This window comes from Mycobacterium botniense, assembly GCF_010723305.1.
GTDB classification, from domain to species: domain Bacteria; phylum Actinomycetota; class Actinomycetes; order Mycobacteriales; family Mycobacteriaceae; genus Mycobacterium; species Mycobacterium botniense.
In genome coordinates, this window is sequence record NZ_BLKW01000004.1 from 975,249 (window position 1) to 1,002,087 (window position 26,839).

The 26,839-nt window shown below is 66.5% G+C and carries 22 protein-coding genes, 1 tRNA gene, 1 pseudogene and 1 riboswitch; of the genes and pseudogenes, 17 read left to right on the plus strand and 7 right to left on the minus strand.

Annotation, left to right across the window (positions count from 1 at the left end):
* Window positions 1-30: 30 nt before the first annotated feature.
* Window positions 31-735: pseudogene (locus G6N08_RS14565) on the minus strand (phosphoribosyltransferase); the annotation flags it as partial.
* A 409-nt stretch (window positions 736-1,144) separates the two neighbouring features.
* Window positions 1,145-1,230 (minus strand) — tRNA-Leu (locus G6N08_RS14570).
* Between the two features lie 73 nt (window positions 1,231-1,303).
* Here G6N08_RS14570 and G6N08_RS14575 point away from each other — a divergent pair.
* Window positions 1,304-2,659 (plus strand): M20/M25/M40 family metallo-hydrolase, encoded by a 1,356-nt coding sequence (locus tag G6N08_RS14575; RefSeq protein ID WP_163758410.1) that lies wholly within the window; start codon window positions 1,304-1,306, stop codon window positions 2,657-2,659.
* A 20-nt stretch (window positions 2,660-2,679) separates the two neighbouring features.
* Window positions 2,680-3,210: a YbhB/YbcL family Raf kinase inhibitor-like protein gene (locus G6N08_RS14580; protein WP_163758412.1), complete on the plus strand. Its 531-nt coding sequence runs from the start codon at window positions 2,680-2,682 to the stop codon at window positions 3,208-3,210.
* 24 nt (window positions 3,211-3,234) lie between these two features.
* Here the strand turns inward: G6N08_RS14580 and G6N08_RS14585 are convergent, their stop codons facing one another.
* Both G6N08_RS14585 and G6N08_RS14590 read right to left on the minus strand, forming a co-directional pair.
* Window positions 3,235-4,326, minus strand: coding sequence for a quinone-dependent dihydroorotate dehydrogenase (locus G6N08_RS14585; protein ID WP_281352757.1), 1,092 nt, complete (start codon window positions 4,324-4,326; stop codon window positions 3,235-3,237).
* Window positions 4,327-4,328: 2 nt separating this feature from the next.
* A complete protein-coding gene (locus G6N08_RS14590) occupies window positions 4,329-4,580 on the minus strand; it encodes a DUF5703 family protein (protein WP_163760667.1) in 252 nt (83 codons plus the stop codon).
* 392 nt (window positions 4,581-4,972) lie between these two features.
* On the opposite strand from G6N08_RS14590, the gene G6N08_RS14595 reads away from it, so the two are divergent.
* The 7 genes from G6N08_RS14595 to G6N08_RS14625 all read left to right on the plus strand — a co-directional run bounded on the left by G6N08_RS14595 (window position 4,973) and on the right by G6N08_RS14625 (window position 10,565).
* Complete coding sequence (locus G6N08_RS14595; RefSeq protein WP_163758414.1) at window positions 4,973-5,290, plus strand: hypothetical protein; 318 nt, start codon at window positions 4,973-4,975, stop codon at window positions 5,288-5,290.
* A 61-nt stretch (window positions 5,291-5,351) separates the two neighbouring features.
* Window positions 5,352-6,182 (plus strand): undecaprenyl-diphosphate phosphatase, encoded by an 831-nt coding sequence (locus G6N08_RS14600; RefSeq protein WP_163760669.1) that lies wholly within the window; start codon window positions 5,352-5,354, stop codon window positions 6,180-6,182.
* Complete coding sequence (locus tag G6N08_RS14605; protein WP_163758416.1) at window positions 6,179-6,880, plus strand: histidine phosphatase family protein; 702 nt, start codon at window positions 6,179-6,181, stop codon at window positions 6,878-6,880. Before G6N08_RS14600 ends, G6N08_RS14605 begins: the two co-directional genes overlap by 4 nt.
* Window positions 6,881-6,938: 58 nt before the next feature.
* Window positions 6,939-7,526: a DUF3090 domain-containing protein gene (locus tag G6N08_RS14610; protein WP_163758418.1), complete on the plus strand. Its 588-nt coding sequence runs from the start codon at window positions 6,939-6,941 to the stop codon at window positions 7,524-7,526.
* Window positions 7,510-8,325, plus strand: a complete 816-nt coding sequence (locus G6N08_RS14615) for an SCO1664 family protein (protein ID WP_163758420.1) — start codon at window positions 7,510-7,512, stop codon at window positions 8,323-8,325. Before G6N08_RS14610 ends, G6N08_RS14615 begins: the two co-directional genes overlap by 17 nt.
* A gap of 100 nt (window positions 8,326-8,425) precedes the next feature.
* The gene (gene mshC, locus G6N08_RS14620) at window positions 8,426-9,661 is read left to right on the plus strand and encodes a cysteine--1-D-myo-inosityl 2-amino-2-deoxy-alpha-D-glucopyranoside ligase (protein WP_163758422.1); all 1,236 of its coding nucleotides are present in this window, start codon (window positions 8,426-8,428) and stop codon (window positions 9,659-9,661) included.
* Window positions 9,662-9,686: 25 nt separating this feature from the next.
* Window positions 9,687-10,565 carry an SDR family oxidoreductase gene (locus tag G6N08_RS14625; protein ID WP_163758424.1) on the plus strand — a complete coding sequence of 293 codons (879 nt, stop codon included), beginning with the start codon at window positions 9,687-9,689 and terminating at the stop codon, window positions 10,563-10,565.
* A 98-nt stretch (window positions 10,566-10,663) separates the two neighbouring features.
* Here the strand turns inward: G6N08_RS14625 and G6N08_RS14630 are convergent, their stop codons facing one another.
* A complete protein-coding gene (locus tag G6N08_RS14630) occupies window positions 10,664-11,542 on the minus strand; it encodes a PAC2 family protein (protein WP_163758426.1) in 879 nt (292 codons plus the stop codon).
* A gap of 81 nt (window positions 11,543-11,623) precedes the next feature.
* On the opposite strand from G6N08_RS14630, the gene metH reads away from it, so the two are divergent.
* Window positions 11,624-15,217 carry a methionine synthase gene (metH, locus tag G6N08_RS14635; RefSeq protein WP_163758428.1) on the plus strand — a complete coding sequence of 1,198 codons (3,594 nt, stop codon included), beginning with the start codon at window positions 11,624-11,626 and terminating at the stop codon, window positions 15,215-15,217.
* Between the two features lie 271 nt (window positions 15,218-15,488).
* Here metH and G6N08_RS14640 read toward each other — a convergent pair whose 3' ends face one another.
* On the minus strand, window positions 15,489-16,169 hold the full coding sequence (locus tag G6N08_RS14640; RefSeq protein WP_246216767.1) for a TetR/AcrR family transcriptional regulator: 681 nt from the start codon (window positions 16,167-16,169) through the stop codon (window positions 15,489-15,491).
* Window positions 16,170-16,725: 556 nt separating this feature from the next.
* Between G6N08_RS14640 and G6N08_RS14645 the strand changes: the two genes are divergently transcribed.
* Together G6N08_RS14645 and G6N08_RS14650 are read left to right on the plus strand one after the other, a co-directional pair.
* Window positions 16,726-17,826: a zinc-dependent alcohol dehydrogenase gene (locus G6N08_RS14645; protein ID WP_163758430.1), complete on the plus strand. Its 1,101-nt coding sequence runs from the start codon at window positions 16,726-16,728 to the stop codon at window positions 17,824-17,826.
* Entirely contained in the window at window positions 17,823-18,398 is a 576-nt protein-coding gene (locus G6N08_RS14650) for a carboxymuconolactone decarboxylase family protein (protein WP_371869033.1), read from the plus strand. Before G6N08_RS14645 ends, G6N08_RS14650 begins: the two co-directional genes overlap by 4 nt.
* A gap of 126 nt (window positions 18,399-18,524) precedes the next feature.
* Here G6N08_RS14650 and G6N08_RS14655 read toward each other — a convergent pair whose 3' ends face one another.
* Window positions 18,525-18,953: a PaaI family thioesterase gene (locus G6N08_RS14655; RefSeq protein WP_163758432.1), complete on the minus strand. Its 429-nt coding sequence runs from the start codon at window positions 18,951-18,953 to the stop codon at window positions 18,525-18,527.
* Window positions 18,954-19,012: 59 nt separating this feature from the next.
* Here G6N08_RS14655 and G6N08_RS14660 point away from each other — a divergent pair, with 59 nt between their 5' ends.
* The 5 genes from G6N08_RS14660 to ileS all read left to right on the plus strand — a co-directional run bounded on the left by G6N08_RS14660 (window position 19,013) and on the right by ileS (window position 26,789).
* Window positions 19,013-20,140 carry an NAD(P)H-dependent flavin oxidoreductase gene (locus G6N08_RS14660; RefSeq protein WP_163758434.1) on the plus strand — a complete coding sequence of 376 codons (1,128 nt, stop codon included), beginning with the start codon at window positions 19,013-19,015 and terminating at the stop codon, window positions 20,138-20,140.
* The gene (locus G6N08_RS14665) at window positions 20,137-20,772 is read left to right on the plus strand and encodes a TetR/AcrR family transcriptional regulator (protein WP_163758436.1); all 636 of its coding nucleotides are present in this window, start codon (window positions 20,137-20,139) and stop codon (window positions 20,770-20,772) included. The genes G6N08_RS14660 and G6N08_RS14665 overlap by 4 nt, the downstream gene beginning before the upstream one ends.
* A complete protein-coding gene (locus G6N08_RS14670; protein ID WP_163758438.1) occupies window positions 20,747-22,213 on the plus strand; it encodes a flavin-containing monooxygenase in 1,467 nt (488 codons plus the stop codon). The genes G6N08_RS14665 and G6N08_RS14670 overlap by 26 nt, the downstream gene beginning before the upstream one ends.
* Before the next feature lie 139 nt (window positions 22,214-22,352).
* Window positions 22,353-22,522, plus strand: a riboswitch (M-box (ykoK) riboswitch).
* Between the two features lie 295 nt (window positions 22,523-22,817).
* Window positions 22,818-23,069 (plus strand): Rv1535 family protein, encoded by a 252-nt coding sequence (locus tag G6N08_RS14675; RefSeq protein ID WP_163758440.1) that lies wholly within the window; start codon window positions 22,818-22,820, stop codon window positions 23,067-23,069.
* Window positions 23,070-23,672: 603 nt separating this feature from the next.
* Entirely contained in the window at window positions 23,673-26,789 is a 3,117-nt protein-coding gene (gene ileS, locus G6N08_RS14680; protein ID WP_163758442.1) for an isoleucine--tRNA ligase, read from the plus strand.
* Window positions 26,790-26,839: the final 50 nt, after the last annotated feature.

A 26,839-nucleotide genomic window follows, 5' to 3' on the forward strand; every position in this document is an offset into this window, starting at 1 on the left:
ATCACTGGCCGCAACCCGGGCCGCCGCGGGTCAGTCTTTCGGGCCGCTCGTGTCAGTGGGGGTGGCCAGCAGCTCGCGCACCTCGTCGTCGGTGACTTGGTGGAAATCGACGTAAGCCTGCCCCACCGCCTCGAATCCGGGCGGCATGGTTGCGCACACCACGTCGTCGGCTTCCCGGGCAAGCTGCTGGCAGGCCGAGGGCGGGCCCACCGGTACCGCGACCACGATCGACTCCGCCCCGGCGGCCCGCACCGCCCGCACCGCCGCCAGCATGCTCGCGCCCGTCGCGATCCCGTCGTCGACCAAGATCACCGTCTTGCCGCGCGGATCGGTGAGCGGCCGGCCGCCCCGATACGCCTGCTCGCGCCGGATGAGCTCGGCTTTTTCCCGGTCGATCACGGCTTGAAGCTGTTCGTCGCTGATATGAAGGCTCGACACCACGTTGTCGTTGATCACCACCCCGCCGCCGCTGGACAGCGCCCCCATGGCCAGTTCGCTCCAGTGCGGGACGCCCAGCTTGCGGACCAGAAATACATCCAGCGGAGCGTGCAGCGCCGAGGCGACCTCCCAGCCCACGGGCACGCCGCCGCGCGCCAGCCCAAAGACGACGAGCTGCGCAGTGTCGCGGTAGGACGCCAGTTCTTGGGCCAGCACGCGGCCGGCCTCGCGGCGGTCACGGAAGGTGCGTGTCCATGCCCGCCGGAGAAAGCCACTCGATCGGTTCATTGGTCGTACTCACCATTCTTCCCGAGCTGGCCACCCCAGCCTACGACCGGCGGGCGGGCTACGGAGACCGGTTAACCGAGATGGGTTTCGCGATTTCAACACCACGGTCTGCCCTCGCCGCGCCACAAGCAATCGGCACCGGGCCGGCACCACGGCACGGCTGGGTGTATGGCCAGGAATCCAAACCCCGCAGCCGGCGCTGCGGTGACAGTTCGGCGCAAGCCCGACCGGTTGCCGGCTGGGTGCTGAACGGACCCAGCCCGCCGACGATGTGTGCAGTGCGGCGTTTCGGGGCCACCGTCACCGTTTTCCCGCCAGAGGTTGGGTTTCGCGAATCACCTGACCGTCGCACCGGCACGATCACCGGGTCCGAACGGTGGGTGAGGTCACCACATCGGTGACAGATGACTCACCACGGTGTCCGAGGGGGGACTTGAACCCCCACGCCCAGTAATAGGGCACTAGCACCTCAAGCTAGCGCGTCTGCCATTCCGCCACTCGGACAAGACCACCCACCCAGGGCTGGCAGCTAAGGCTATCGGATCGCCGGGGCAGCCCCAACCGCACAGACCCCACAATGGTAGGAAAAGCTACTGTGGCCGTTCCAGCCGGTGCTCCCGACGACGACGTGGTCGACGTCGTCAGCAGGTTGATCCGGTTTGACACCACCAACACCGGCGAACCCGAGACCACCAAAGGCGAAGCCGAGTGCGCACAATGGGTGGCCCGTCAGCTCGATGAGGTCGGCTACCAGACCGAATACGTCGAATCCGGCGCTCCCGGGCGCGGCAATGTGTTCGCCCGGCTGCCGGGCGAACACAGATCCCGCGGCGCTCTGCTGGTCCATGGTCACCTCGACGTCGTGCCGGCCGAGGCGGCCGAGTGGAGCGTACACCCGTTCTCCGGCGCGATCGAAAACGGCTACGTCTGGGGGCGTGGTGCGGTCGACATGAAAAACATGGTCGGCATGATGATCGTGGTGGCCCGGCATTTCCGGCGGGCCGGTATCGTGCCACCCCGCGACCTGCTGTTCGCGTTCCTCGCCGATGAAGAACACGGCGGCAAGTACGGGTCGCAGTGGCTGGTCGACAACCGGCCGGACCTGTTCGAGGGGGTTACCGAGGCGATCGGAGAAGTCGGCGGGTTTTCCCTGACGGTGCCGTGCCGCGACGGCGGCGAGCGGCGCCTGTACCTGATCGAGACGGCTGAGAAGGGGCTGCAGTGGATGCGGCTCACCGCGCGCAGGGCGGCGGGCCACGGTTCGATGGTGCACGATCACAACGCGGTCACCGATGTCGCCGAGGCGGTGGCCCGGCTGGGCCGGCATCGGTTTCCGCTGGTGCTCACCGACACCGTTGTCCAGTTCCTCGCCGCTGTCAGCGACGAGACCGGCCACCGGCTGGACAGCGGATCCTCCGATGTGGAGGGGGAGATCGACAAATTGGGTCCCGTCGCGCGCATCGTCAAAGCCACACTGCGCGATACCGTCAACCCGACGATGCTGCGTGCAGGCTACAAAGCCAACGTGGTGCCGGCGACAGCGGAAGCCGTGCTGGACTGCCGCGTGCTGCCCGGGCGGCAAGCGGCGTTCGAGGCCGAAGTCGACGAGCTGATCGGTCCCGACGTGACCCGTGAGTGGATCAGGAACCTGCCGCCGTATCAGACCGGCTTCGACGGCGATCTGGTCGACGCCATGAACGCCGCGGTGCTGGCCGTGGACCCCGGCGCCCGGACGGTGCCCTACATGCTTTCCGGGGGCACGGATGCGAAAGCCTTTGCTCGGCTGGGTATTCGCTGCTTCGGTTTCGTGCCGCTGCGGTTGCCTCCGGAGCTGGATTTCGCCAGCCTGTTCCATGGTGTGGACGAGCGGGTACCCGTCGACGCGCTGAGGTTCGGCACCCAGGTGCTGGCACACTTCTTGACACACTGCTGATCGAGACGAGAGGACTGATCATGATCGCGCCGCCCGACCCCTACGCCAGACTGCCCAAGCTGCCGTCGTTCACCCTGACCTCCGACTCGATCACCGACGGTCAGCCCCTGGCCAGTCCGCAAATCAGCGGGATCATGGGCGCCGGAGGCCAAGATGTCAGCCCGCACCTGAGGTGGTCGGGATTTCCGGAGGAGACCCGCAGCTTCGCGGTCACCGTCTATGACCCTGATGCGCCGACCCTGTCCGGCTTCTGGCATTGGGCGGTCGCCAACCTGCCCGCATCGGTCACCGAGTTGCCCGAGGGGGTCGGCGACGGCCGTGAGCTGCCCGGCGGGGCACTGACACTGGTCAACGACGCGGGGATGCGACGCTATGTCGGTGCCGCGCCGCCACCGGGGCACGGTCCGCACCGCTACTACGTCACGGTGCATGCGGTGGGCGTCGAAAAGCTCGAGCTCAACGAGGACGCCAGCCCCGCGTATCTGGGATTTCAGCTGTTCCAGCATGCCATTGCGCGGGCAGTCATCTACGGGACGTACGAGCAGCGCTAGCCGGGCCGGGCGCGGTACCGGTGTCTAGTTCTGATGCGCGGCCGAGCCGACCGCCTCGGCAAGCGAAGCGAAACCGCCCATACGCAAACGCCGGGCGATGTCGTCGTGAATGTGCTTGGCCCACAAGCCTCCTCCGTAGACGAAACCGGTGTAGCCCTGCAGCAGTGACGCGCCCGCGGTGATGCGTTCCCAGGCATCGTCGGCGGTGTCGATCCCGCCGACACTGACCAGGACGATCCGATCGCCGACGCGGTGATAGAGCCGGCGCAGCACCTCGCTGGCCCGGTGGGCCAGCGGTACGCCCGAGACACCACCGTCGCCGAACCGGTCGATTCCGGGAGTAATCAGCCCGGCGCGTGACACGGTGGTGTTGGTGGCGACAATGCCGGCCAGCCCTAGTTCGACCGCCAGATCGGCGATGTCGTCGATATCAGCGTCGGGCAGATCCGGCCCGATCTTGACCAGTACCGGGGTAGAGGTCTCGGCCAGCACGGCCGACAGGATCGGGCGCAGCGCGTCGGCTGTCTGCAGATCGCGCAGCCCCGGCGTGTTGGGCGAGCTGACGTTGACCACCAGATAGCTCGCCAGCGGGCCGAGCAGCCGGGCGCTGGTCCGGTAGTCGTCGACGGCGTGTGCGGGTGGGGTGGTGCCGGACTTGCCGATGTTCACCCCGACCGGCACATCGGGGCGGTGGCGGGCGAGGCGGACCGCCAGGGCGCCCGCCCCGTCGTTGTTGAACCCCATCCGGTTGAGCAGGGCACGGTCGGCGGGCAGCCGGAACAGTCGCGGCCGGGGATTGCCCGGCTGGGGGCTTGGGGTGACGGTGCCCACCTCGGCGTAACCGAAACCCAGTGCGCCCCAGGTGTCTAGCCCGGTGCCGTTCTTGTCGAAGCCGGCCGCCAGCCCCAGCGGCCCGGCGAAGCGCACCCCGAATACCGTGTTGGCCAACACCGGATCCCGCGGCGCTAATAACCGGCGCAGGAGCCGGCGTACCGGGGCTGCCGCGGTGGCGGCGCGCAGCGCCGCGAAAACCAGCGTGTGGACGGGTTCGGGCGGCACCATGAACAACAGCCGGCGCAGCACGCCGTAGAACCGGTGCCCGGCAGGATCGCTCACCGTCACAGCTGGGGTTGGTCAGCGCACCGGTTGACGGGAGACTTCTTGCGGCGCAGCAACACTCGTCTGCTGCCGTCGTTGTAGAGGCGTACCCTGGTCAGTTCCCAGCCGCGGTACTCCGCCTCGATGGACAGCCGGGTGGAGGCGCTGATCCCGGTCATCTCCGGCGGCAGCCGCAACGGCACCCACTCATAGTCGTCGGACAGATCGGCGTGCCAGTCCGCGGGCAGCCTGCTCCACCGCGCCGCGGTCAACGAGAACCCGCCGCACACTCGACGACCTCGACCTCGGCGCCCGGCCTCGCGACGGAGAGCGTTTCGGATGCATCGTCGAAGGCCAGCGAGTTGGATTGCCGCACGGTTGGGTCATGTACCTTTTCGACAGGGTTCCCGGTGCTCCGATGGTAACCCGTCACGATAGTCGACCCGGTTCGGGATACCCATACTCGCTCGCGGACCCGGCTAGACAGGACGAGACGACAGTAGGGAGCCTGCCCGACGGGCCGGGCAGGCCGGCAGCAGCGGGTCGACACCGCACACCCGCAGCCGCCTCGCGCCGGTGGCGGGCCGGTATCACACAAACGCGGTCTGCCGCGCCTCGGCCCTGTCAGCGACACCCGGGGATGGGTAGAGGGTATGTTCACCGCATGATCGTCGCAGAAGGCCGCCAGCTCGCCGACCGGAATTTCGCGATTGAAGACATGTGGACCGGCGTCTTTTCCAGCAGGCTCTTCGCCAGTGGGTTCGGCCAGGTCGGCGACGGCCGCAGTTTCGCGTTTCGTGTTGACCAGCACTGGCTCCATGTGGAGATCTACCGGCCCCGGCTCAGCGGCCCGGTGCCGCGCGCCGAGGACGTGGTGGCGACGTCGAGGCGAACGCTGGTCCACGTTGACGTCAGCGATAAGCGCAGTCTGGCGGCGGCGGTGCGCGACGCGGTAGCCGCAGCGGAGCCGGTGTCACGCTAGATCCGCTCCGAAACCGGCGCGCACACCAGGTACGGTCGTCGTCGTGACTGCGGCCCCGGCGATGTCTTGGTGGCAGGTTGTCGGTTTGGCCGTGGTGCAAGGGCTCACCGAGTTTTTGCCGGTATCGTCCTCGGGACACCTGGCGATCGCATCGCGGGTGTTCTTCGGCGGTGACGCCGGCGCCTCGTTCACCGCGGTCACCCAATTAGGCACCGAGGCTGCCATTGTGGTCTACTTCGGCCGGGACATCACCCGCATCGTCACAGCCTGGTTAGCGGGTGTATTCCGGCCCCGTCGGCGCACCGCCGACTACCGCCTGGGCTGGTACGTCATCGTCGGGACCATACCGATCTGTGTGGCGGGCCTGGTGTTCACCGACGCCATACGGGCGGGCGTCCGCAGCCTGTGGGTGGTGGCAACGGCGCTGGTGGGGTTCTCGGGGGTGATCGCTTTGGCCGAGTACCTCGGCCGCCAAAACCGCCACGCGGGGCAGCTGTCGTGGCGAGACGCGTTCGTCGTGGGCCTGGCGCAGACGCTGGCGCTGGTACCGGGCGTCTCCCGCTCCGGTGCCACCATCAGCGCCGGTTTGTTCTTGGGTCTGGACCGTGAGCTGGCCGCCCGGTTCGGCTTTCTGCTCGCCATCCCGGCGGTTTTCGCCTCCGGATTGTTTTCTTTGCCCGACGCGTTTCACCCGGTCCGCGAGGGTATGAGCGCGACCGGTGCCCAGCTGCTGACCGCCACCCTGATCGCGTTTGGTGTCGGGTTCGCCGCGGTGGCGTGGTTGCTGCGATTTTTGGTGCGCCACGCCATGTACTGGTTCGTCGCCTACCGGGTGGCCGTGGGGGTCGGGGTGTTCATTCTGCTCGGCTCGGGCACGCTGGCCGCCACATGACCGTGATCTTGGTGCGCCACGGCCGCTCGGTGTCGAACACCGCGCGGGTTCTCGCCGGGCGCTCCGAGGGGGTCGACCTCGATGACGCGGGCCGTGAACAAGCTGCCGACCTCATCACTCGGCTCGGTGAGCTGCCGATCCGCTCGGTGGTCTGCTCGCCGCTGTTGCGTTGTCGGCGCACCGTCGAACCACTGGCCCGCGCCTTGAGCCTGCAGCCCGTCGTCGACGAGCGGCTTTCTGAAGTTGACTATGGCGAATGGACCGGCCGTGCCATCGCCGACCTGGCCAAGGAGCCGTTGTGGGCGGTGGTGCAGGCTCATCCCAGCGCAGCGGTGTTCCCCGGCGGTGAGGGGTTGGCAGAGGTGCAGTCGCGGGCCGTGGCCGCCGTCCGCGAGCATGACCGGCGGCTGGCCGAACAGCACGGCGCGGATGTGCTGTGGCTGGCCTGCACGCACGGTGACGTCATCAAGGCGGTGGTCGCCGACGCCCTCGGGATGCATCTGGACAGCTTCCAGCGCGTCACCGTGGATCCGGGGTCGTTGAGCGTGATCCGCTACACGCAGCTGCGCCCGTTTGTGTTGCACGTCAACCACACCGGCGCACGACTGACGGCTATGCTGACGGCGCCGCCCTCCGACGGTGAGCCGGACAGTGAGATACCCCCCGGCGACGCGGTGGTCGGTGGCTCCACCGGGTGAGCGGGTACCCGCCGAGGAACTACGAAGCGACAGCAACTGCCGGTATTTTGGAGATGCCATGCCGCGTGCAATCCACGTCTTTCGCACACCCGACCGCTTCGTTGCCGGGACAGTCGGCCAGCCCGGAAACCGGACCTTCTACTTGCAGGCGGTCCATGAGTCGCGGGTGGTGTCGGTGGTGCTGGAAAAGCAGCAAGTCGCGGTGCTCGCCGAGCGTATCGGCGCGCTGCTGTATGAAGTGCACCGCAGATTTGGCACCCCGATACCGCCTGAGACCACCGAGGTCGAAGACCTCAGCCCGCTGGTCACCCCGATCGACGCAGAGTTTCGGGTCGGGACCATGGGCCTGGGCTGGGATGCGGAGGCCCAGACGGTCGTGGTCGAACTGCTCGCCGCCACCGACGACGAGTTCGACGCGTCGGTGGTGCTCGACGACACCGAGGAAGGCCCCGACGCGGTCCGGGTGTTCTTGACCCCCGAGTCGGCCCGGCAGTTCGCCAACCGCTCCTACCGGGTCATCTCGGCAGGGCGTCCGCCCTGTCCGCTGTGCGACGAACCGCTGGACCCCGAGGGACACATCTGCGCGCGCACCAACGGTTACCGGCGCAGCGCGTTGCTCGGGTCTGACGATGACCTCGAGGCCTGACGAGCGTGAGGTATTGCGGTGTGGCGAGCTGACGGTGCTCGGGCGCATCCGCTCGGCGAGTAACGCCACATTTTTGTGTGAGTCGACGCTGGGCGAGCGCCGGGTGCACTGCGTCTACAAACCAATCGCCGGGGAGCAGCCGCTGTGGGATTTCCCCGACGGCACCCTGGCCGGCCGGGAGCTGGGCGCCTATCTGGTGTCGACGCAGCTGGGTTGGAATATCGTGCCCTACACCATCATTCGTGACGGGCCTGCAGGGACCGGGATGCTGCAGCTGTGGGTGGACCAACCCGGCGACGCCGCCGATACCGACCCCGGGCCCGGCCCTGACCTCGTCGACGTCTTCCCCGCGGGCAAGGTGCCGCCAGGCTATTTGCCGGTTTTGCGGGCCTACGACTATGCCGGCGAGGAGGTCATGCTGAGCCACGCCGATGACATCCGGTTGCGCCGCATGGCGGTGTTCGACGTGCTGATCAACAACGCTGATCGCAAAGGCGGTCACATCCTGCAGGGGGTCGACGGGCACATCTACGGGGTCGACCACGGGGTGTGTCTGCATGTGGAGGACAAGTTGCGCACTGTGCTGTGGGGTTGGGCCGGTAAACCCGTGGACGCGCAGACGCTGGAGGCGGTTGCCGGGCTGGCCGACGCGCTGGGCGGCCCGCTGGGCGACGCGCTGGCCGAACAGATCACCGGCCGGGAGATCGCGGCGTTACGCCGACGCGCCCACGCGCTGCTGGACCACCCGGTGATGCCCGGCCCCAACCGGCACCGCCCCATTCCCTGGCCGGCGTTTTAGCGCGTGCAGCGGCGCTGGTGGGCGCCGTCCGGCCGGCGGGTGAGAACCGACGCGTGGCCTGCGTCCTCGCCGAGCGGGCAGCGCACCTACAGTCGACGGTATGCACTCGTGGTCGGCCGCCCCCATCCCGGCGTTACCGGGACGGGGCCCCGGGTTACGGCTCTACGACACGGCCGATCGGCAGCTGCGCCCGGTGGCGCCCGGTCGCACCGCCACCATGTACGTCTGCGGGATCACGCCCTATGACGCCACTCATCTGGGGCATGCCGCCACCTATCTGGCGTTCGACCTGGTGCACCGGCTGTGGCTGGACAGTGGTCAAGAGGTGCACTACGTGCAGAACATCACCGACGTCGACGACCCGCTGTTCGAGCGCGCCGAGCGCGACGGTGTCAACTGGCGCGAGCTAGCGGCACGCGAAGTGGCCGGGTTCGGCGAGGACATGGCGGCGCTGCGGGTGCTGCCGCCGCATGAGTACGTCGCCGCCACCGAAGCCATCGACGAAGTGGTCGAGGCCGTGGAAAAAATGCTGGCCTCCGGGGCAGCGTACATCCTCGACGGTGACTACCCCGATGTGTACTTCCGGGCGGATGCCACGCCGCAATTCGGCTACGAGTCAGGGTATGACCTCGACACCATGCGGCGGCTGTCGGCGCAGCGCGGCGGGGATCCGCAGCGGCCAGGCAAGCACCATGAACTCGACGCCCTGTTGTGGCGCGCAGCGCGGCCCGGCGAACCGAGCTGGCCGTCGCCTGTCGGCCCCGGCCGGCCGGGCTGGCACATCGAGTGCGCGGCGATAGCGCTCAGCCGTATCGGCACCGGTCTCGACATCCAGGGCGGCGGCACCGACCTGATTTTCCCGCATCATGAGTTCACTGCCGCGCTTGCCGAATCCATCAGCGGTGAACGGCGATTCGCCCGTCACTACGTGCACGCCGGGATGATCGGCTGGGACGGTCACAAGATGTCCAAAAGCCGCGGCAACCTGGTGCTGGTCTCGACGTTGCGCACACAGGGTGTCGAGCCGTCAGCGATCCGGCTGGGACTTTTGGCCGGGCATTACCGCGCGGACCGGTCGTGGAGCACCCAGCTGCTCGACGAAGCCCGCGGCCGGCTGCACCGGTGGCGCGCCGCGACCGCCCTGCCCGCCGGCCCGGCCGCTGAGGATGTGATCGCCCGAGTGCGCCGGTATTTGGCCGACGACCTCGACACCCCTAAAGCACTTGCCGCTCTTGATGGTTGGGCTGCCGATGCACTGGAATACGGCGGTGATGACAAGGACGCACCGGCATTGGTGGCCAAGGCGGTCGACGCCCTGCTCGGGGTGGCCCTGTAACGGCTCGGCGCGGGAGGTTTCAGCCATGACAGCACTCAACTCTCAAGTGGTGTTCCTCACCGGCGCTGCCGGCGGGATCGGTGCAGAGGTGGCATTGCGGCTGCATGAGCGCGGCGCCAAACTGGTGCTGACCGACCTCGACGAGGCGCAGCTCAAACGGCTGGGCAACCAGCTTGGTGACGAACGGGTGCTGACCGTGGTCGCCGATGTGCGCAACAGGGAGGCCATCCAAGCCGCCGCCGATCAGGCTGTCGCACGGTTCGGCGGCATCGACACGGTGATCGCTAACGCCGGGATCATCAGCTACGGTTCGGTACTTCAGGTTGACCCGGAGGCGTTCCGGCGGCTCATCGATATCAATGTGCTCGGTGTGTATTACACGGTGCGCGCGGCTCTTCCGTCGGTTATCGAGCGTCGCGGCTATGTGTTGATCGTGTCCTCGCTGGCCGCCTACGCTGCCGCGCCGGGGCTGGCGGCCTATCACGCGTCCAAGGCCGCCGTCGAGCACTTCGCCAACGCGCTGCGCCTGGAGGTCGCGCACTTCGGCGTGGACGTCGGTTCGGCGCACATGTCCTGGATCGACACAGCCATGGTGCGAGACAGCAAGGCCGACCTGGCCACCTTCACCGAGATGCTCGCCAAACTGCCCTATCCGCTCAACCGCACCACATCGGTGCGCGCCTGTGGGCGGGCCTTCCTCAAGGGCATCGAAGGGCGTAAACGCCGCATCAACTGCCCGGGCTGGGTGGGCGCGTTCCGCTGGCTGCGGCCGTTATTGTCCACCCCGGCAGGAGAAGCGCCGGTGCTGCGGTTTGTGCCTGACCTCTTGCCGCGGATGGACGCCGAAGTTGCCGCGCTGGGTCGCTCTACCAGCGCGCACACCGAATCACTTGAGCGGCGCTGATCCGCGAGGGTGCGTGGTTGTCCGCGACACGCCGCGGCGGCGTGACACCGGGTGCACACTGGGCGGGCGGTCCTGGGGTCTGCGCCGGCGGCGATGGATCAGCGCCCGAAACCAGGGCGGCGACGGCGCAGATAGCGCTCGAACTCGGCGGCCAGCGCGTCACCGTCGATCTTGCCCAGCACTTCGGTCATGTCGATCTCGGCATCGCCGCGCTGCTCCAGCGACTGCACGTATTCGGCCAGGTCGTCGTCTTCGGCGATCATCTCGCTTATAGCCTGCTCCCACTCTTCGGCCTGCGCCGGCAGGTCAGCCAGCGGAACCTCGACATCGAGCACATCCTCGACACGGCGCAGCAAGGCTATGGTCGCCTTCGGGTTCGGCGGCTGCGACACGTAGTGCGGTACCGCCGCCCAGAACGTCACCGCCGGGATCCCGGCCGCTACACACGCGTTCTGGAACACCCCGGCGATCCCGGTCGGGCCCTCATAGCGGGTCTCCTGCAAGCCGAATCGCCGGGCCGACTCGGGGGAGTAGGCCGCGCCCGAGACCGGCACCGGCCGGGTGTGCGGCGTGTCGGCCAGCAGTGCACCCAGGATCACCACGGTTTCGACGTTGAGCTTGTCGGCGATGGCCAGCAACTCAGCGCAAAACGTGCGCCAGCGCATATTCGGCTCCACACCGCGCATCAGTACGACGTCGCGTCCGCTGCCCGGTGGGCGACAGTGTGAAATCCGCATCGCGGGCCACACCAGTTCGCGGGTGACCCCGTCGACCTGGCGGATCACCGGGCGATTCACCTGGTAGTCGTAGTAGGCCTCGTCGTCGATCTCCACGATCGGATCGGCTTCCCAGATGGCGTCCAGGTGCTCCAGCGCGTCACTGGCGGCGTCACCGGCGTCGTTCCATCCCTCGAAGGCTGCGACGGCGATGGTGTTGTGCAGTCGGGGCAGCGCAGCGTCGGCGTCCGGGGAGATCACAGGATCAGCCTACGGCGTGAGGTGGCGCGTCGGCGCAGTGACGGCCGCAGCCATTTGGATAGAACAGCTATGCTTGTGGGGATGAGCGTCGCGAATGATGCCGGCTACGACACCGACCTGTTGGATGTTCTCGCTGAGCGGATCCTGCTGGGCGACGGCGCGATGGGTACCCAGCTGCAGGCTGCGGATCTCACACTCGACGACTTCCGCGGACTGGAGGGCTGTAACGAGATCCTCAACGAGACTCGTCCCGACATCATCGCCCGCATCCACCGCGACTACTTCGAAGCCGGCGCCGACGCCGTCGAGACCAACACGTTCGGGTGCAATGCGTCAAACCTCGGCGACTACGGCATCGCCGACAAGATCAGGGATCTCTCAGCGCAGGCCACCACGATCGCGCGCCGCGTCGCCGACGAGCTCTGCACACCCGGGCGCAAACGCTACGTGCTGGGCTCGATGGGACCGGGCACCAAGCTGCCGACGCTCGGGCACACCGAGTATGCGGTGATCCGTGACGCCTACACCGAGGCTGCGCTCGGCATGCTCGACGGCGGCGCCGACGCTATTTTGGTGGAGACCTGTCAGGACCTGCTGCAGCTCAAGGCCGCGGTGTTGGGGTCGCGACGGGCGATGGCGCAGGCTGGACGGCGCATTCCGATTTTCACCCACGTCACTGTGGAGACCACTGGAACGATGCTGCTAGGCAGCGAGATCGGCGCCGCGCTGACCTCCATCGAGCCGCTCGGTGTGGACATGATCGGCCTGAACTGCGCGACAGGGCCCGCCGAAATGGCTGAGCACCTTCGGTATCTGTCCCAGCATGCCCGTATCCCGGTGTCGGTCATGCCCAACGCCGGACTTCCGGTGCTCGGAGCCAATGGCGCCGAATATCCTTTGCAGCCTGAAGAATTCGCTGAAGCTCTGGCTGGTTTCATCGCCGAATTCGGGCTGTCACTGGTCGGCGGGTGCTGCGGCACCACCCCGGAGCACATCCGCCGGCTCGCGGCTGTGGTGGCCGGATTCAACGCGGGTGAGGCACCGCGCGGCGAACGGCAGGTGACCTATGAGCCGGGGGTTTCGTCACTGTACACCGCGGTGCCGTTCGCGCAGGAATCCTCGGTACTGATGATTGGTGAGCGAACAAACGCGAACGGCTCCAAGGCTTTTCGTGAAGCGATGATCGCCGGGGACTACCAGAAATGCCTTGATATCGCCAAAGAGCAAACCCGCGACGGGGCGCACCTGCTGGATCTGTGCGTGGACTATGTGGGTCGTGACGGCGTCGCCGACATGACGGCGTTAGCCAGCCGCCTCGCCACCGCATCAACCCTGCCGATCATGCTGGACTCCACCGAAACCGCTGTGCTGCGGGCCGGTCTGGAACATCTCGGGGGGCGCTGCGCGATCAACTCGGTCAACTACGAAGACGGTGCGGGCCCGGAGTCCCGTTTTCACCAGACCATGGAGCTGGTGGCAGAACACGGTGCTGCCGTGGTAGCGCTGACCATCGACGAGGAGGGGCAGGCCCGCACCGCCGAGAAGAAAGTGGCCATCGCCGAGCGGCTCATCGACGACATCACGACGAACTGGGGCGTGGAGAAATCGTCGATCTTGATCGACTGTTTGACCTTCACTATCGCTACCGGGCAGGAAGAGTCGCGCCGCGACGGCATCGAGACCATCGAGGCGATCCGTGAACTCAAAAAACGTCACCCGGACGTGCAGACCACCCTGGGACTGTCCAACATCTCGTTCGGCCTGAACCCTGCGGCGCGCCAGGTGCTCAACTCGGTGTTCCTCAACGAATGCCGGGAAGCAGGATTGGATTCGGCAATCGTGCATGCGTCAAAAATCGTGCCGATGAACCGGATTCCCGATGACCAGCGCCAGGCCGCGCTCGACTTGGTCTATGACCGCCGCCGCGACGGCTATGACCCCCTGCAAGAGCTGATGCGTCTCTTCGAGGGGGTTTCCGCCGCGTCCTCGAAAGAGTCACGCGCTGCCGAGCTGGCCAAACTGCCGGTGCTGGAACGGTTGGCGCAGCGCATCATCGATGGTGAACGCAACGGCCTGGAAGCCGACCTCGACGAAGCCATGATGCTGAAGCCGCCGCTGGACATCATCAACGACAACCTGTTGGCGGGAATGAAGACCGTCGGTGACCTGTTCGGGTCGGGGCAGATGCAGCTGCCGTTTGTGCTGCAGTCCGCCGAGGTCATGAAGGCCGCCGTCGCCTACCTCGAACCGCATATGGAGAAATCGGAAGACGACGCCGGCAAGGGCCGGATCGTGCTGGCCACCGTCAAGGGCGATGTGCACGACATCGGCAAGAATCTGGTGGACATCATCTTGACCAACAACGGATATGAGGTCATCAACCTCGGGATCAAGCAGCCGATATCGACCATTCTGGAGGCGGCCGAGGAGAAAAACGCTGATGTGGTCGGGATGTCCGGGCTGCTGGTCAAGTCCACCGTGGTGATGAAGGAAAACCTCGAGGAGATGAACACCCGCGGGGTTGCTGACAGGTTTCCGGTGCTGCTTGGTGGTGCGGCACTGACCCGCAGCTATGTGGAAAACGACCTGGCCGAACTGTACGAAGGCGAAGTGCACTATGCGCGAGACGCTTTCGAAGGGCTGAAACTGATGGACACCATCATGAGTGTCAAACGAGGGGAAGCTCCCGACACCGACAGCCCGGAGGCGCTTGCCGCCCGCCAAAAGCAGGCCGAACGCAAGGCTCGCCACGAGCGATCGAAACGCATTGCCGAAAAACGCAAAGCCGCTGAGACGCCGGTGCACGTGCCGGAACGTTCCGATGTGGCAGCCGATGTCGAGGTTCCGATGCCCCCGTTCTGGGGATCGCGGGTGGTCAAAGGCCTGGCGGTGGCCGATTATGCCAGGCTGCTCGACGAACGCGCGCTGTTCTTGGGGCAGTGGGGACTGAGGGGTGCCCGCGGCGGCGACGGTCCGTCATATGAGGAGCTGGTTGAGACCGAGGGACGCCCGCGGCTGCGCTATTGGCTGGACCGGTTGTCCACCGACGGCGTGTTGGCGCACGCAGCCGTGGTGTACGGCTACTTCCCGGCAGTTTCCGATGGTGATGACGTCGTCGTGCTCACCGACCCCGAACCCGATGCGCCCGAACGTTTCCGGTTTACTTTCCCGCGTCAGCAGCGTGGCCGGTTTTTGTGCATCGCCGATTTCATCCGGTCGCGGGCGCTGGCCGTCGCCCGGGGCCAGGTTGATGTGCTGCCGGTTCAGCTGGTCACGATGGGCCAGCCCATCGCCGACGTCGCCAACGAGTTGTTCGCATCCAATGCCTACCGCGACTATCTGGAAGTTCACGGTATCGGGGTGCAGCTCACCGAGGCGCTGGCCGAGTATTGGCATCGACGTATCCGCGAGGAACTGAAGTTCTCCGGGGACCGCGCGATGTCAGCCGAGGACCCCGAGGCGGTCGAAGACTACTTCGCACTCGGCTACCGCGGTGCCCGCTTCTCGCTCGGCTACGGCGCCTGTCCAGAGCTGGAGGACCGGGCCAAGATAGTCGGGCTGTTACAGCCGGAACGCATCGGTGTGACCCTCTCGGAGGAATTTCAGTTACACCCCGAACAGTCCACTGACGCGTTTGTTCTGCACCACCCAGAAGCCAAGTATTTCAACGTCTGAGAAACGCTTTATAGTACCTGCACCGGATTGCGCCACCCGCGGCAACGTGTGCCGCACAATCGCGTGGCCGGTGATACCGGTTTCCAGAGCCGCTTACCGACCGACCTGAGTGCGGTTTCAGCCGGGACGCCTGAGGCCCAGATCAGAGCCAATGCATCCGCGCGCCTGCCCATGAGGATGAAATCACAGCCGCCCCTTTAAAATTAGGGAGAACTGGCAACCGGGTGCCGTGGCCAACCCCGATCTGATGTCTGTGACCCCGGCACGCTCGTCACAATGGTGCAGCATTCATCCCCGACGCCGATTCAAGTTTGTCGATGAAGCGCAAAGTGACCGTCTGAAAATAGGCGTCGAAATCCGCCCGGAAGCTGGGCTCGTCGGAAACGAACGGGCGCTGCATCGACATGCCGAGCAGCCCGGTCTCGACCAAATGAACGGTTTCGTTGATCAGGCTGGCCGGTGCCCGATCACCGGCGATACCGCGCAGCATATTAGCAAGTTCCTGACGCTGGGTGTCGCGATAGCTTATGTATGCGGCGCGCAAAAACTCGTTGTGGTTGGCCGCCGCGGCGAATTCAACCATGAATGTGACCGCATCGAGGTTGTTGATGAACAGCGTGTAGAGCAGATCAGCCGCCTCTGAAAGGCTTTCCCGCAGCGATTTTCCGTGCGGCAGCTTGGCTGCGGCCGCGGCGAACAACGTCTGGGCCAGGTTCGCCATCGTCGATTCGAACAGTTTCGCCTTGGTGTCGAAGTGATAGTGCAGCAATGCCTGAGACACCCCGGCCCGGGCGGAAATCTTTTTCATCGACGACTTTTCATAGCCGTACTCGCGGAAACACTCGACGGTCGCGCGCATAATACGCTCCCGCGTGCTGCTGGCAGCACGCGCGGAATCTTCGCCGTCGATAACCGTCGAGACTGTCGTGAGCACCACCTCCCGGCGCACCACGATACTATCTGATCAATCAGTCAAACAACCTATCGGTTTGGTGGCAAGGGCCGTACGCTGCCGGTAAGGCGACTCGTTTCCGACCGCGTGACAACGGCTTTCAACCTGGCCGATATGGCCGCCGGCTCCGGCACCGCCGGCTCCGGCCGGGGCCGGCGCAACGGGTGGCTGTGGTCCGCGGTGCCGCCCCGGGCCGCAGCGAAAGCACCGCCCGGGGCGGTACAAGCCCGATCGGAAGACTCCGATCGACGAACTCGTGCCGCGCTTGCTGAGACGGACGCGGACGTGGTCGTGGGTGTTGGGCATCCGCTGACGCACACCGGCGGCCCCGGCCGCGACAGAAATGACCGGCGTCCCGGGCTGGCATTACACCTCGGGCGTCGGCGCAACGGTGCTCTCATGGTGCTCTCATCGGCGCAGCGGGCCTATGCACTGCGGGGGGCTTTGTGCCACACGCGGCGAAGGACACGGTGAAACGGGCACGGCGGCTGTCGGCGGACCGGCTCGCCCATTTTCGAGATTGACTCATCAGTCAACAACTCCGTAGGGTGCGGGTATGTCGCGAGCGGTGGCGCGGGCCTTGGTGCTGGAGGCGCCACGGCGGCTGGTGGTCCGGGAGTTTCCGCTGCCGCCGGTCGGTGACGACGATGCGCTGGTGCGGGTGGCGGCCTGCGGACTGTGCGGGACCGACCATGAGCAGTACACCGGAGAACTCACCGGCGGTTTCGCGTTTGTCCCCGGCCACGAGACGGTCGGGGTCATCGACGCCATCGGCGACCGCGCAGCGCAGCGGTGGGGTGTGACCGTCGGTGACCGGGTGGCGGTCGAGGTATTCCAGTCGTGTCGCGAATGCGCGAATTGCCTTGCGGGAGAATACCGGCGCTGTGAGCGTCACGGCCTTGCCGACATGTATGGTTTCATCCCCGTGGACCGCGCGCCCAGCCTGTGGGGTGGTTACGCCGAGTACCAGTACCTGGCCCCCGACTCGATGGTGCTGCGGGTGCCCGACGCGCTCGACGCGACAGTGGCCACGTTGTTCAATCCACTCGGTGCCGGGATCCGCTGGGGGGCAACAGTTCCCGGTACCAGCAGAGGAGACGTTGTCGCGGTGCTCGGGCCGGGTATCCGCGGGCTGTGTGCTGCCGCGGCGGCCAAAGAGGCCGGCGCCGGGTTCGTGATGGTGACCGGCGTGGGTCCCCGTGACACCGACCGACTGGCGCTGGCCGGCAAGTTCGGCGCCGATCTCGTCGTCGATGTTGCGCACGACGACCCGATTGGCGCGCTGACGACTGCGACCGGCGGGCTGGCTGACATCGTCATCGATGTCACCTCAAAGGCGCCAACAGCATTCGCGCAGGCAATCGGTCTGGCCCGTCCCGCCGGGACCGTCGTCGTCGCGGGTACCCGGGGCTTCGGCGTTGGCGCTCCGGGGTTCTCGCCCGACATGGTGGTGCTCAAGGAGCTGCGTATCCTTGGCGCCCTTGGTGTGGACGTCACCGCCTACCGGGCGGCACTGGAGTTGCTGGCATCGGGACGCTACCCGTTCGAGAGCCTGCCGCGGCGCTGCGTTCGGCTTGACGATGCCGAGGAGCTGCTCGCCAGCATGGCTGGTGAGCGCGACGATGTCCCGCCGGTCCACGGAGTGCTCACACCATGACCCCACCGATCAGACAAGCCCGGGTGCCGCGCCTGCCGGTCGACGAGGCCAAGGCCGCCGCCGATGAGGCGGGGGTACCGAACTACATGGCCGAGCTGGCCATCTTCCAGGTGCTGCTGAACCACCCGAGCCTGGCCCGTGCCGTCAACGACCTGCTGGCCACCATGCTCTGGCACGGCGCTCTTGACTCGCGGCTGCGCGAGTTGGTCATCATGCGCATCGGCTGGCTGACCGCCTCCGACTACGAGTGGACCCAGCATTGGCGTGTCGCGCTGGGCCTGGGTGTGTCGGCCGAGGATCTGCTCGGCGTGCGCGACTGGCGGGCATACCGCGGTTTCGGCCCGGTCGAACGCGCGGTGCTGGCCGCCACCGACGATGTGGTGCGCGACGGCGCGGTGAGCGCCGAGAGCTGGGCGGCCTGCGCACGCGAACTCAGCGACCGAGCGGTGCTCATCGAGCTGGTGACCGCCATCGGCGCCTGGCGGATGATCGCCTCGATCCTGCACAGCCTCGAGGTGCCGTTGGAGGACGGCGTCGAAAGCTGGCCGCCCGACGGGCGAGCACCGGTGTGAGCGACTCGGCGGCGACCGTCGCGGAGCTGCCGGCAACCCGGCACCACGTCATTTGCGTTGGGCCCCCGCTGCGCCTTCGGCGGCCGGTGGCCTGCGTGAGCCGGCGGCGGGTGACCCGCGGCGCCCTCACACGATGCGATAGGTCTGCACGGCATGCGCGACCACTGTGCCCTCGGCGTCGGTCGCGGTGATCTCGGTGAAGGTGAGCTCCTTGCGGCGCCGGACGGTGCGGGCGTGGCAGAGCAGGTCACAGCGTTTGGCGGCGCCGGTGTACTGAATGCTCATGGCGACGGTGGAGGCCCGCATGCCCTTGTCGAAGTCGTGGTTGGACCAGGCTGCCGCGGCGCCGGCGGTGTCCATCACCGAGGCGATCACCCCGCCGTGAAAATACGTGCCGTCGTTGGTGAGGTCTTCGCGAAACGGCAGCCGTAGGGTGACATCGTCGGGCTCGTACCGCTCGAAAACGATGCCGAGACCGGCGAGAAACGGCGTCGTGGGCATCAGGTCGCGCACGGCTTGGCGGCGTTCGTGCTGCTGTTTCTCGGTCAGCGCCATGGTCCGCACCCTACCTGATTCGATTGACAGGTCAATCAATAACTCGTAGCGTCGAATCGATGCGAACAAAAGTCGCCGAACTGCTCGGGGTGGAGTTCCCGATCTGCGCCTTCAGCCACTGCCGGGACGTGGTGGCCGCGGTGTCTCATGCCGGCGGCTTCGGGATTCTCGGCGCCGTCGCGCACAGTCCCGAGCGCCTGCAGACCGAACTGGACTGGATCGAGCAGCAGACCGGCGGCAAGCCTTACGGTGTCGATCTGCTGTTGCCGCCCAAATATGTGGGTGCCGAGCAGGGGGGTATCGACGCCAAACAGGTGCGGGCGCTGTTGCCCCAGGAGCACCGGGCGTTCGTCGAGGACATGCTGGGCCGGTACGGGATCGCAACGCCCAGCGACGAGAGGTTGTTGCCGCCCACCGCCGGGCTGAACATTTCCCCGAAGGGGTACGAGCCGCTGCTCGACGTCGCCTTCGCCCACGACATCCGGCTGATCGCCAGCGCGCTCGGCCCCCCGCCACCCGACCTGGTCGAACGCGCCCATGACCACGACGTGCTGGTGGCCGCCCTGGCCGGCACCCGGCAGCATGCGCTGCGGCACGCCGCCGCCGGCGTGGACTTGATCGTCGCGCAAGGCACCGAGGCCGGTGGTCACACCGGGGAGGTGGCGACGATGGTGCTGGTTCCCGAGGTTGTCGATGCGGTGTCGCCGATACCGGTTCTGGCCGCGGGCGGAATCGCGCGCGGCCGCCAGATCGCGGCGGCCCTGGCGCTGGGCGCCGAAGGCGTGTGGTGCGGGTCGGTGTGGCTGACCACCGAGGAAGCCGAGACCCCCCCGGTGGTCAAGGAGAAGTTCCTGGCCGCCACCTCGTCGGACACCGTGCGGTCGCGCTCCCTGACCGGCAAGCCGGCCCGGATGCTGCGCACCGCCTGGACCGACGAGTGGGAGCGCCCCGACAGTCCCGGCCCGCTGGGTATGCCGCTGCAAAGCGCGCTGGTGGCCGAACCGCAGCTGCGCATCAACCAGGCCGCCAGCCAGCCCGGCGCCAAGGCCCGCGAACTGGCCACCTACTTCGTCGGGCAGGTTGTCGGCTCACTGGACAAGGTGCGGCCGGTCCGATCGGTGGTGCTGGACATGGTCGAAGAGTTCATCGACGCGGTCGGGCGTCTCGAACACCTGGTGGACCGATGACCGCGCCGGCCCGGCGGCGTCGCGCGGTCAGCGACGAAGACAAGTCTCTGCGTCGTGACCAGATTATGGGTGCGGCCAAAGAGGTGTTCGCGCGCAAGGGTTTTCACGCCACCACCATCGCCGACATCGCCAAAGAAGCCGGCCTCGCCTACGGGTTGATTTACTGGTATTTCGACTCCAAAGACGAGTTGTTTCACGCGTTGATGGCCGGCGAAGAAGAGGCGCTGCGCACTCATCTGGCCGCGGCGCTGGCCGCGCTCGACGAACCAGCCGGCAGCGCGGAGGCGTTGTTTCGCACCGCGGTGCGGGCCACGTTCGAGTTCTTCGAAGCGGACAAGGCGACCGTCAAACTGCTGTTTCGGGACGCTTATGCGCTCGGCGATCGCTTCGAAAAGCACCTCGGCGGCATCTATGAGCGTTTTATCGACGATATTGAAAGTTTCATCACCGCCGCCCAGGAACGCGGTGAGGTAGTGGCCGCTCCGCCGCGGATGGTGGCCTACACGCTGGCGGCGCTGATCGGTCAGCTGGCCCACCGCCGGTTGAACACCGACGACGGCGTCTCGGCCGCCGAAGTCGCAGACTTCGTCGTCTCGCTGGCGCTCAATGGGTTACGACCCCGGAGGGACTGAGGTGCGTTTCGTCGTCATCGGGGCCGGGATGGCGGGAATACTGAGCGCCATCAAGCTGCGCGAGGCGGGTTTCAGTGACATCACCGTCTACGAGAAGGCCGACCGCCTCGGCGGCACCTGGCGCGAGAACACCTACCCCGGCATCTCCTGCGACGTACCGTCGCACCTGTACACCTACACGTTCGCCCCCAACCCGGAGTGGAGCCACACGTTTGCGCCGGGCCCGGAGATTCTGGCCTACTTCGAGGCCGTCGCGCGCCGTCACGGTGTCGATCGATTGATCCGCTACGGCCAGGAAGTCTGCCGCCTGGACCACGACGGAACTCGCTGGCGCGTGACGACCTCGACCGGTGAACAGGACGCGGCCGATGTGGTGATCGCCGCCACGGGTGTCCTGCATCACCCGCGTTATCCCGACATCGACGGGCTTGACGAGTTCGCCGGCCGCGTGTTCCACAGCGCCCGCTGGGACCACAGTGTGCCCCTGGCCGGCGCGCGGCTGGGGGTGATCGGCACCGGGTCATCGGCGGTGCAGATCACCGGCGCGGTCACCGACGTCGTCGCTGAGTTCTTTCTGTTTCAACGCACTCCGCAGTGGATTTTGCCGGTGGACAACCCCCCCATCCCGGAAGCCGACCGGGCCCGCTACCGGGCCGACCCGTCGGCGCTGACCGCGCTGCGCACCGAACTCAACGCCGGCTTCATCCAAAGCTTCGCCAACGCGGTCGTCGACGCCGATTCGGCAGCGTTGAAAAAGCTGGAAAACGCCGCCCGCGCCAATCTGGAGGACAGTGTCACCGATCCCGGGCTGCGCGAGAAACTGCGTCCGGACTACCGGGCCGGCTGCAAGCGGTTGATCATCTCGGCGAACTTCTACCAGGCCATCCAGCGGCCCAACGCCCATCTGATCACCGAGCCCATCGAGCGCGTCGAGCCCGAGGGGGTGCGCACCGCCGACGGCGTGCTGCATCGGCTCGACGTGCTGGTGCTGGCCACCGGCTTCCAGGTGGATCGCTTCCTGCGGCCGATGCAGGTCAGGGGGCGCGCAGGTGTCTGCCTCGACGAGATGTGGACGCCGCGTCCCTACGCGTACTTGTCGGTGTCAGTGCCCGATTTTCCCAACCTGTTCATGCTCAACGGGCCCAACGGCCCGGTGGGGAACTTCTCGCTGATCGATGTCGCCGAGGCCCAGTTCGGCTATCTCATACAGCTCATCGAGCTGTTGGCGCGCGGCCGGTATTCCCAGATCAGCGCCAGCCACCACGCCACGTCCCGTTTCGAGGCCGAGCGGGTGGAAGCAGCTCGCAAAACGGTGTGGGTGACCGGGTGCCGCAGTTGGTACCTCGATGACCGCGGGGTGCCGGTGGCCTGGCCCTGGAGTTTCACCCGTTTCCAGGAGGCCATGGCTCGCCCAGACCTGGCCGACTACGAACTCATCTAGTCCCGCGTAGTCCCGCGTAGTCCCGCGTCGACCACAGGGCCTGTGGCGACCTGGGTAGAGGTCATGAATCCGTAAAGAATCAGCGACATCGACCGGGACTAAATTGACCTGCTCACGTTGTTCGTGCATCATCGGAGAGGTAGCACCTCGTTAGGCGAGGCGGCCACACGGATATAGGCCACTGACCCCGAACGTCGAGAGACGCCCAGGGTCAGGACAGCTCCTCCCGGCTTAAGGGTTGAGCCCAAGTGGCTTCCGGGTTTCCGGATACGGCGTGTGGTGTCGAAGCTCTGACGAGTGGGGTGCGGTCTTCGGCTCTTGCCGGATTCTGTGCTCCTTTGCGTGCTGGGACGTTGTGCGGGTTGCCGCACTGGTGCTGCGAGGAGGTGAGGGACTAATGAGTTCCAGTTCTAGTCCGGGTCGATATCCGGGCCTGGTTTCGTCCCGATCCGGTCTCCGGCACGGCGTTTCCAGCTAGACGGGGCTAGCACACACGCGAGTTGCCTCAACGGCCAGGCGGTCTGCCTGGCGCCGGGAACCGTTTACGGGGCGGAACAGTCAGTCACGTCAGTGTCCGATTGATTTCCGTGTAGAGGAGGCAACCATGACTGCTGTTCTGTGGGACGACGTAGACACGAGAGTGCCCGCCCCTGCTGCCCGTGCACCGCAGCTCAGGGCCGTTCCGGCGCCGGAGTCGGCGGCAGCGCCGAAGAAAGTGGTCAAGCGGCGCGACACCCAGCCGTTTGGTGTCGGAGGAGACCCGCTGGTGGAAGGTGCCGCGTGGTTGTTGTGCATCCCGCTGCGCCAGCTCTACGCCGCCCTGCTGCGCGTGGGCGTGCTAGAGGTCTTGGCTTGATGACCGCCGAGTCACCGCTCCCCGCCGGCGCGTTGAGTGATCAGACGTCCAAGGGGTTGCCACACGGCAGCCGTCGTGCTGCCGTGTGGCAACCCCTTGGCGTGGCTGGGCTGATCACGCTGCGCACCGCACTCGGCGACGGTGACCCTCGCTGAGGGGATTTCACCAACGGCGACCCGTGCCGGGAAAACGCCGCGGCGAGCGGTGCGCTTCGCGCTGACGGGGGCGGCTGCGTGCTCGCCGAGGCGGGTGTCAACATCGCCGGTCGGTGCGCGCTTGACCACCGGCGGAGCCCCCGCACCGAGATCGCCGCAGAACCCGTGGGCATAGCTGGGGTGTGGACGATATCGGCGCACCGGTCCGGGCCGGCGGGCGTGGGGCGGTGGCTGCCCGTAGAATTGGCACAACGGCGTCGATCCGGCCATCACCGGGGAGCCTTCGGAAGAACAGCCAGCCAGGCCCAGTAGACCCGAACGGGTAGGCCCGTCACAGCCCTCAATTGAGCGGCCGCGTGCACGCGCGGCAAGCGGGGTGGTACCGCGGCGCTCGCGCACCGGCGCGTCGTCGTCCCCGGGCCCGGCAGTTGGCACAGGAGACGACACAGTGGCCGCGCACACCTACCCGAAGCTGGCCGGCGGGGCACCCGATTTCCCGGCGCTGGAACTCGAGGTGCTCGAGTACTGGGCCCGCGATGACACCTTCCGCGCCAGCATCAGGCGGCGTGCCGGTGCCCCGGAGTATGTGTTCTACGACGGCCCGCCGTTCGCCAACGGCCTGCCGCACTATGGGCACCTGCTGACCGGCTACGTGAAGGACATCGTGCCGCGTTACCGCACCATGCGCGGCTACCAGGTGGAGCGCCGCTTCGGCTGGGACACCCACGGCCTGCCCGCCGAAATCGAAGCCGAGCAACAGCTCGGGATTACCGACAAATCCCAGATCGACGCGATGGGCATCGCCGCGTTCAACGCGGTGTGCCGGGAGGCGGTGCTGCGCTACACCGACGAGTGGCGCGCTTATGTGACTCGCCAGGCCCGCTGGGTCGACTTCGACAACGACTACAAGACGCTGGATCTCTCCTACATGGAGTCGGTGATCTGGGCGTTCAAACAATTGTGGGACAAGGGTCTTGCCTATGAGGGCTACCGGGTGTTGCCGTACTGCTGGCGCGATGAAACCCCGTTGTCCAACCACGAACTGCGGATGGACGACGACGTCTACCAAAATCGCCAAGATCCGGCGATCACGGTCGGTTTCCGCGTGCTCGACGGCGAAGTGGCCGGTGCGTATCTGTTGGTGTGGACGACGACACCCTGGACGTTGCCGTCGAATCAGGCGGTTGCCGTCAACCCTGACGTCACCTACGTGCACCTGCGGGCAGGGCAGCGGCGTTTCGTCCTGGCCCAGGCCCGGCTGAGCGCCTATACCCGCGAGCTCGGGCAGCATCCCCAGATCTTGGGAACTTACCGCGGCGCTGACCTGGTGGGCCTGCGCTACCTGCCGCCGTTTCCGTATTTCATGAACTCTGCCAACGCCTTTCAGGTACTGGCGGGTGGTTTCGTCACGACGGAGGACGGCACCGGTATCGTGCACTTAGCGCCGGCGTACGGCGAGGACGACATGGAGACCGCCGATGCGGCCGGCATTGTTCCGGTCACACCCGTGGACTGCACCGGCCGCTTCGACGCCACCGTGCCCGACTATCAGGGCCAGCACGTTTTCGAGGCTAACCCGAATATCATCCGCGACTTGAAGAACGGCAGCGGAGCGGCCGCAGCCAACGGCGCGGTGCTGCTGCGCCAGGAAACCTACGAGCACCCCTACCCGCACTGCTGGCGGTGCCGCAACCCGCTGATCTACCGGGCGGTGTCCTCATGGTTTGTGAAGGTCAGCGCATTCCGGGACCGTATGGTCGAGCTGAACCGGCAGATCACCTGGTATCCCGAGCATGTCAAAGACGGGCAGTTCGGTAAGTGGCTGGAGGGTGCACGCGACTGGTCGATCTCGCGAAACCGATACTGGGGCACTCCCATTCCGGTGTGGGTATCCGACGACCCGGCTTATCCGCGCATCGACGTCTACGGCAGCCTCGACGAACTCGAGCGTGATTTCGGGGTGCGTCCCGATAATCTGCACCGACCCTACATCGACGAACTCACCCGGCCCAACCCCGACGATCCCACCGGGCAGTCGACGATGCGGCGCATCCCGGATGTGTTCGACGTGTGGTTCGATTCCGGGTCGATGCCCTATGCGCAGGTGCATTACCCGTTTGAGAACCGCGACTGGTTCCACCACCACTACCCGGGGGACTTCATCGTCGAATACATCGGGCAGACTCGAGGCTGGTTTTACACCCTGCACGTGCTGGCCACCGCGTTGTTCGACCGTCCGGCATTCAAAACCTGTGTGGCCCACGGGATTGTGCTGGGTTACGACGGACAAAAGATGAGCAAGTCGCGCCGCAACTATCCCGACGTGACCGAGGTGTTCGACCGGGACGGATCGGACGCTATGCGCTGGTTTTTGATGTCCTCCCCAATCCTGCGCGGCGGGAACCTGATCGTCACCGAGCAGGGTATTCGCGAGGCGGTGCGGCAGGTGCTGCTGCCGCTGTGGAACACCTACAGCTTTTTGGTTTTGTATGCACCACAAGTCGGTACTTGGCGGACTGACTCCCCGCATGTGCTGGACCGCTATATCCTGGCCAAGCTCGCCGCACTGCGCCAGGGCCTCACAGCTGATTTGGACGTGTGCGATATCTCGGGTGCCTGCGAGCAGCTGCGCCGGTTCACCGAAGCACTGACGAATTGGTATGTGCGACGCTCCCGCCAGCGGTTTTGGGACGAAGACGCCGACGCCATCGACACGTTGCACACCGTGCTGGAGGTGACCGCACGGCTGGCCGCGCCGCTGCTGCCGCTGATCACCGAGATCATCTGGCGTGGTATCACCGGCCAACGGTCGGTACACCTGACCGACTGGCCGGCCGCCGACGATGTGCCCGCCGATACGGAATTGGCCGCGGCGATGGATCAGGTCCGCGAGGTGTGCTCGGTGGCGTCATCGCTGCGCAAGGCGCACAAGCTGCGCGTGCGGCTGCCACTTCCCAAACTGACGGTGGCGGTGGAGAATCCACGACGCCTGGAGCCGTTCACGGAGTTGATCGCCGATGAACTTAACGTCAAGACAGTCGAACTCACCGACGCAATCGCCACCTACGGCCGCTTCGAGCTCACTGTGAACGCGCGAGTCGCCGGGCCGCGGCTGGGTAAAGATGTGCAGGCGGCCATCAAGGCGGTCAAGGCGGGTGAGGGTGTGGTGAACCCGGACGGCACGCTGACCGCGGGTCCGGCTGTGTTGCAACCCGACGAGTTCAGTTCCCGCCTGGTTGCCGCTGATCCGGAATACACGGCCGCGCTGCCCGGAGGCGACGGCTTGGTTGTGCTGGACGGCACGGTGACCCCTGAACTGGAAGCCGAGGGTTGGGCCAAGGACCGCATCCGCGAACTGCAGGAACTGCGCAAGTCGGCCGGGCTCGACGTGTCGGACCGGATCAGTGTGGTGATGGCGGTGCCCGCTGAGCGAGCAGATTGGGCGCGCACCCACCGCGACATGATTGCTCGCGAAATCCTTGCCACCAGTTTCGAATTCGCGGAGCCGCCGCCGGACGCCGTCGCGATCGGCGACGGCGTCCGTGTCCGCATCGCTAAGGCTTAACCCGTTGACGCCTTCCTATGCGTTTCCTGGGCCGATTCGTCAGTCGTCGT